The sequence below is a fragment of the Catenibacterium sp. AM22-6LB genome (genome assembly GCF_003435615.1).
Classification (GTDB): domain Bacteria; phylum Bacillota_I; class Bacilli_A; order Erysipelotrichales; family Coprobacillaceae; genus Catenibacterium; species Catenibacterium mitsuoka_A.
Genome location: NZ_QTUM01000054.1, coordinates 1 through 6,945, shown reverse-complemented (window position 1 = coordinate 6,945; position 6,945 = coordinate 1). Strand labels below are relative to the sequence as shown.

Annotated in this window: 8 protein-coding genes; 1 reads left to right on the top strand and 7 read right to left on the bottom strand. The window is 30.7% G+C overall.

What is annotated here, in order from left to right; all coding sequences use genetic code 11:
• Positions 1-676: IS30 family transposase (locus tag DW269_RS10145; protein WP_158546355.1), on the top strand; the 676-nt coding region annotated here is incomplete at its 5' end.
• Between the two features lie 182 nt (positions 677-858).
• Here the strand turns inward: DW269_RS10145 and DW269_RS10140 are convergent.
• The 7 genes from DW269_RS10140 to DW269_RS10110 form a co-directional block, all read right to left on the bottom strand.
• The gene (locus tag DW269_RS10140; protein ID WP_117459649.1) at positions 859-1,137 is read right to left on the bottom strand and encodes a type II toxin-antitoxin system RnlB family antitoxin; all 279 of its coding nucleotides are present in this window, start codon (positions 1,135-1,137) and stop codon (positions 859-861) included.
• A gap of 89 nt (positions 1,138-1,226) precedes the next feature.
• Complete coding sequence (locus tag DW269_RS10135; RefSeq protein WP_117459647.1) at positions 1,227-1,937, bottom strand: hypothetical protein; 711 nt, start codon at positions 1,935-1,937, stop codon at positions 1,227-1,229.
• Between the two features lie 158 nt (positions 1,938-2,095).
• Entirely contained in the window at positions 2,096-2,812 is a 717-nt protein-coding gene (locus tag DW269_RS10130) for an amidohydrolase family protein (RefSeq protein WP_117459645.1), read from the bottom strand.
• A complete protein-coding gene (locus tag DW269_RS10125) occupies positions 2,809-3,531 on the bottom strand; it encodes an amidohydrolase family protein (RefSeq protein WP_117459643.1) in 723 nt (240 codons plus the stop codon). The genes DW269_RS10130 and DW269_RS10125 overlap by 4 nt, the downstream gene beginning before the upstream one ends.
• 3 nt (positions 3,532-3,534) lie before the next feature.
• On the bottom strand, positions 3,535-4,560 hold the full coding sequence (locus DW269_RS10120) for an SIS domain-containing protein (protein WP_117459641.1): 1,026 nt from the start codon (positions 4,558-4,560) through the stop codon (positions 3,535-3,537).
• A 15-nt stretch (positions 4,561-4,575) separates the two neighbouring features.
• Entirely contained in the window at positions 4,576-5,841 is a 1,266-nt protein-coding gene (locus DW269_RS10115; protein ID WP_117459639.1) for a PTS sugar transporter subunit IIC, read from the bottom strand.
• A 36-nt stretch (positions 5,842-5,877) separates the two neighbouring features.
• Positions 5,878-6,636, bottom strand: coding sequence for a DeoR/GlpR family DNA-binding transcription regulator (locus tag DW269_RS10110; RefSeq protein ID WP_117459637.1), 759 nt, complete (start codon positions 6,634-6,636; stop codon positions 5,878-5,880).
• Positions 6,637-6,945 lie beyond the last annotated feature (309 nt).

Below are 6,945 nucleotides of genomic sequence, written 5' to 3'. Positions count from 1 at the left end.
TGTACATCAGGGAAAAACATCCATCAAGCCTCTTGATCTTCCTCGCATGGTCAGAAGAAAGACAAAAAAGAACTGGAAGTCATACATTCCAAAAAGACAGAAAGGCACTTCCATTACCGAAAGGCCTGAATATATCAAGGATAGAGAAGAATTCGGACACTGGGAAGGTGATCTAGTTACTGGACCTAGAGATGGACAGAATGGTGCATATCTTACTCTCATTGAAAGAAAGACACGCTTCTATTATATGATTCCCATCTCTGCTAAATCTTCAAAGCAGGTCTATATGCAGATAAACAAGCTTCATAAGTTTTATGGTGATAGCTTTAAGGATATCTTTAAATCAATCACCTTTGATAACGGTAGTGAGTTTTCTAGATGGAAGGATATAGAGCAGAAGCCAAAATCAAAAGAGAAAAGAACCACTGTCTATTTCGGTAGACCCTATCATTCATGTGACAGAGCCTCAAATGAGAACTGCAATGGACTTATAAGATATTTTATTACGAAAGGAACTGATATTAATACAATTGATAAGGAGACAACTATTGATATAAACAATAAAATAAACCAGAAGAAAAGAAAGATACTTGGATACCTTTCTTCTGAAGAACTATTTCTTAACGAACTAGCTAAACTTAATGTAACTGATAATACCATTTTCTATAAAATCTAATTTATCTTCTTATTTCCAGTTTCTGCTTGCAATTCGGGGTAATTTCAAAATTTCAAAAATAAGTATATAGGGTTTTCTTATGTGAAAGAACCGCTTCTTGAATTGTAAGATTAATTTAAAAGTTGATTTATCTGTGAATCAGTTAAGATAGAGTTTAATACTATTTCTTTCTTATCTTTTAGTTAGATGTTTGCTAGAGTTTCATAGATTGTATTAACTGAAACATACTTATAAGTATCTAATTCTATCTTTCCTGATTCATTAATATCAAATTCAACAAATCTATATTTATCTATTCCTGTTTTCAAAGCCAGATCTACAAGTACATGTTCGGGCTTATTGGAAGAAGCTTCAAATGATAACTGTTTTAGATACTTGTTGACTGATATTTCATAATCAAGGACTGTAATTAATGCGACGTATTTTGAATCGTTAAGTTTATTTACATATAGTTTTTCCATTTATAATCCCTCCATTCCAAAATGGAATAGAACAATATATACTATCCATTAATTAAGTTCAAGCCATTTCTAAAAATAATCTTAGCAGTTTATTGCTTCCAATGTTTTCTTGAGTTATATACGTTATTTACCGCTTCAATGTAACAAATAAATGAAGGATGATTATGATCGTTTTGTGTTAAGTATCTATTCTTAATACCCTTATATTGTTCTCTGACTAATTTCCACTTTCCATTACTTTTAATATAATCGACTTTAAATTTAATATTTCTAGAATTTGGAGCCATATTCCAATAGTATTCATTAACAGGCCTTCTAGTAACAAGACCAGCATAAATGCTAGCAGCATATGCAATATTGTTAACATTAGTATTACCAGTCTTTTTATGAATTAAACGATAAAAATTTCCATCTTCATCTTCATAAACAATACAAACATCTATTGAAAATAATGTTTTACCTCCTGGAAGATAATGTTTTTTAGTGGTCAATGAGGATTTGGAATCTTCACAATCTCTCCATCCATGTTTTCTAAGAACAATATTAAAAGCTTTTCTAACGCATTCCTTGATATATTTACAATCCCAGTCATCACTTCTGACTATTTTAAGATTATAATCCAAATCTATGGGTTCGTTGGCATTTTGAAGTATTAGATTTCTTGCCCCACTACCGACAAGAGTGACCTCTGCACCTATATCAGATACTTCTTTTAGGGTATGACATAGGTCTTGCATCATGTCTCCACAACAAGAACGCATACTACTTATTAATTGTTTGTCTATTACATAATTATACATAATAGTCTCCTTTTCATCCCATGCCGCCCATTTAGCTTTTGCTAAATCGTTGTATTATAGCCTATTATCAGTTTAATATCAATATACTATCTAAAATTGGTAAATGAAAATAGACAGATTGGAATGAGGTTCATTCTAATCTGTCTTCTAGTTTGAGGTTATTTCTTCCAGTTTAATACTCTTACAATATTTTCACCTAGAATTTTATTTTGTATCTCTATATCATCAGTGGCTTTCTTGACTAAATCTATGGATAAAGTGAAATCTCCCCATGGTGCATCTGTTCCCATCATAATTTTATTAGGATCAATTTCCTTTAATGCTTTCTTTAATGTACTTAATTGAACACTTGCTGTATCAATATATACATTCTTTCTGCGTTTAGCTACTCTAATAGCTGCATCAATCGCATCTGGTTCTCCAATATGTGCCATGATTAATGTGACGTTGGGGAATGTTTCTGCCATTTCATCAAATTTACCAGGCATATTGAACATATCAGATTGGCCATGGACAAGTACTGGTTTATTATACTTTTCACAAATCTTGAACAAAGGATCAACGATTTCATGTCTATCTAAAGCAAAACCATGTCTAACAGGATTGAGTTTTAATCCATATAAGTTTAAGTCTCTAAAGCAACGTTCTAATTCTTCTTCTGCCTCCCATTCCCATGGATTAACAACAGCATATCCTATTATTCTATCAGGATACTTCTTTTGCATATCAGCAACATAATCATTATTAATTGTTTCTACCTGGGAAGTAACAACACATGCATCCACACCTGCTTTATCTAACCATTCGATCATTTCTTCAGCAGTGAAATTAATACCCTTTCTTTTGCCGATATGATTATGAGAATCAATAATCATAATGAGTTCCCTCCGTTCAATAGTTTCATTAAATTCAAGCTGTAAATGTTATTTAATTTATTTTCATCTTTAACTATAGATTCAATCTTTTTCATTTCTAGTTCCATATCTCCTGTAGGAGTATCAGAGCCAAAAATGAGTTGATCCGTTAAATTCTTTTTAACAAGGTTTTTGATTCTGATTCCAAACATTGAAGATGTTTCAATATAAATGTTTTTATATTTCTTAGCAACATTAATAGCTGAGGTTGTTTCATACATCTGGCCTCCATGCGCCATAATCAGATTGACTTTTGGAAAAGTCATAGCCATTTCAGCAAACATGTTTGGACTAGAATATACATTAGCACCACCAAAGATTAGGATAGGTTTATTATGTCTTTCACATATTTTAAATAAAGGATCTAACAGACTATGATCATCTAATGCATAAGCATGTTTAACAGGATGTAGTTTTAATCCATAGATTTCATCAGTAGAAAATGCTTTTTCTAGATCTTCTTCTGATGTTGTAGACCAAGGATTAATTGTTACAAAGCCAAAGAGTCTATCGGGATATCGTTTTACTGATTCAATAACATAGTCATTATCTATCTGTTCGGAAAAGGAAAATACTACGGCTTTATCAATTCCTGCTTCATCCATACTTTTAATAAAATCATCTACACTAACACTCACACCCTTCTTTTTGCCAATATGATTATGTGCATCTATTTTCATTATTTACATCTCCATTCTCCAGGCTACTACCTGATTAAAGAAAATCATTTCTGCTAAATCTTTGATGTCTGCTAAAATATTAATTTTTATCTTATTATCATATACTTCTACTTTAGTTTTATCTGTTGGGGTTAAAATAATTTGTTTTGTTACGTGTGATTCACTCATAATCTCATTATACTTATCTTCTGTATCATCTACTCCAATTAAACATAATAGTTTATTATGGATTTCAACTAAATGTTCACCGTGTAAATATTCATTCTTTGAATAACAAGCTGTCATTAATCCTATTCCTTCTCTTAGCAAGAGTGTAGAATTTATTGTATTAAACTTACTGTTAATATCATAAATAAAGTCAACACAGACAATGTTTTCAAATAGAGTCAATATAGAAGACTTATGCTTTAATAGTTCTTCATCAAAATCATTAAGTTTAATAAGTAATTCGTTATCTGTCTTTAATGAAAAGTGAGCTTCATCAAACAAATACTCTAGTAAATACTTAATAACAATCAAAGTATTTAAATAGCTATTATGTGAAATATAGAATTCCTTGCTGGCATTTAGTAAGATACTATTCTTATAGTTAGTATATAAATAACCGTTTAGATTATTAGTAATAGTAATGAGTTCAAAAGAACAATTTCTACTCTTTAATTCCTCAATAGCATCCACAATTTCTTTTGAATTACCTGATTGTGAAATGATCACTAGTAAAGTATGTTCATCTACTAAATGCATATACTTGTTCTTAAATTCTGCTGCTTCAATTGAGAGAGTTAAGATATTACAGTGCTCTAATTGAGCTAATGCATATTGACTTGCATAGAGGGAACTGCCCATTCCTATTAAGAATAACTTAGTTATTCTATTAGTTTTAATACTTTCTTTTATACTGTTAAAAGAATCAAAATCATATTCTTCGCAATATTGGATACATTTTTCAATATCATTGTTTCTATTATTTAATTCGTTCATGAATTGTTTTTTGTCATGATCGAATTTGATTTTTTCTTCTGTATTCATATATTACCTCAAATACTAATAATTTTCTAATTGTTCTTCTTTTAATAGCTGTTTTTCATAGGCTTTTGCGAATGGATACCAAACTATACCAACAATAATAAATAATACTAACTGAGCTACGACTGCTCTCCAGTCACCACCTGTTGCGAGGTATGGGTATAGTAAAGGTGGAGTTGTCCATGGGACTGAGATATAAGGTGCTGTCATAAGTCCTAGACGAATAAGAACATATCCATACATCATACCAAATACCGTAGTACCAAATACATATGGTAAGAAGAATGTTGGGTTCATAACAACTGGTAAACCAAATACTACTGGTTCATTAATATTAAAGATACTTGGGATAAGAGACATTCTGCTGACTGATCTTAATCTCTTTGATTTAGAGAAGAGATAAATTAATACTAAAGGTAATGTAATACCATTACCAGTAGGCATACCGAAGCAGAATACAAAAGGTTCTGTTAATACATGAGTAGGTTTCATACCAGCTGCTACTTGTTCTACGTTTAATGCAATATTAGCGACTAAGAAAGCATACATAACACCTTGTACTGTCATAGAACCACCATGAATTCCTACTGACCAGCATAACATTAAAACCAAACCAACTAATAATACTGCATACCATGTATCAGATAAGATAAGAATAGGACTTAAAATTGATTTTAAGAAACCATTTAAGTCAAAGCCAATAATAATTCTTAAAAACCAGAAGAATACAAATAATACTGTCATTGGTAAAATTGATGAAAAACTTGAAGCAATACCTGCAGGAACACCTGCTGGCATTTTGATACCAATGTTATGTTTATCACAAAAATGCATTACTTCAGCTACAATAATACCAATAACGAATGTAGTAAACATTCCAGAAGCACCAAATCCACCTACTGAAATAGTATTAGTCTTTAAATCTAAAGGTGCGACTGTTAATAAAAAGCAAACTGAACTTACAATACCTACAGTTGTTTTATCTAAACCATAGGTATCAGCTAATTCAGAGCCAATACCAAATGCTAAGAATAAACTAATGAAACCAAATGTCATATTTGATAATGTGTTTAATGCATCATTGTAAGGTGCCATTACTTTTGCTAGAGATGCGATAGGCAGATTAGTAAGAATCATAGGGAATGATCCTACAATCAATAATGGGATTAAACGAATCAATGCATTTCTAATTGCAACCATGTATTTGTTGTTACCAAACTTGATTAATGGGGGTGTGAGTTTGCTATCAACAAAGTTGGTCATTTTATCAAGAAAATTATTCATTTGCTCCACTCTCCTCTTATTAAGTAAACTATATTGTTATACTTTAACTATCTTGATTTTATCATTTTCGAATGAGGACATATTAAAATCAGGATTAGAATCAGTAATAATATAATCAATATCATTATAGTCAGCATATGAATAAAGTGTTTTTAATGAAAATTTAGAATGGTCAGTGACAACAAAAACCGTATTAGCCTGTCTAGCAATTGCTTGTTTTGTTAAGCCCTCTTCTAAATGAGGGAGTGATATGCCATATTCAGTATCAATTCCTTCTGCTCCCATAAAGGCTTTATCAAAATAGAACTTTCTTACAAAATCAATAGTAAGATCACCTATAAAGCCTATAGATTTTTCTCTATACTTTCCTGGTAACATATATAAATCAATATTTTCTGCCATGAATAAAGCATTGACTACTAGAATAGAACTTGTCATTACTGTTACCTTTTTGTTAGATTTAGCAAGTTCTTCAGCTATTTGAGCACATGTTGTTCCACAATCTATATAGACTACTTCTCCATCATTAATATATTCGATGGCCTTTTGAGCTATACGTATCTTTTCTGCTATCATCTTGTCTTTTTTCAATATATAGCTTTCTTCTGAACCAACACTCTTATTTAAGTATACTGTTCCTTGTGATATCAATATAACGTCTTGGTCTTCAAATTTTTTTAAATCTCTTCTTATAGTCATTACTGAGACATTAAACTTTTTCGCGAGTTCGTCCAATGTCATAGATCCTTCTTTTAATAATTTTAAGATTTCAATCTTTCTTTCGCTAGCGTTCATTTATGTTCCTCCTTCAGTTATAGAATAGCATACAAAAATAACATATTCAACCATTTATTGTGTTATTTTATGTTATTTCTTCACATTAAAGTGCTTATACATGCATATTTATATAATTTTAGTGTTATTTTGTAACATTAATAACAGTTTATAACATCTTTAATGTTATTATATCACAGATGTTGAGGGGTGGATATAATAAGCAATAATTGAAATAATACTAGATTCATATAAAAAAAAGGATAGAGATATTCTAATGTGGACCCCGTGTCAAGGACATTAAATAAAAAGGCGCTTAAAAATGATTAG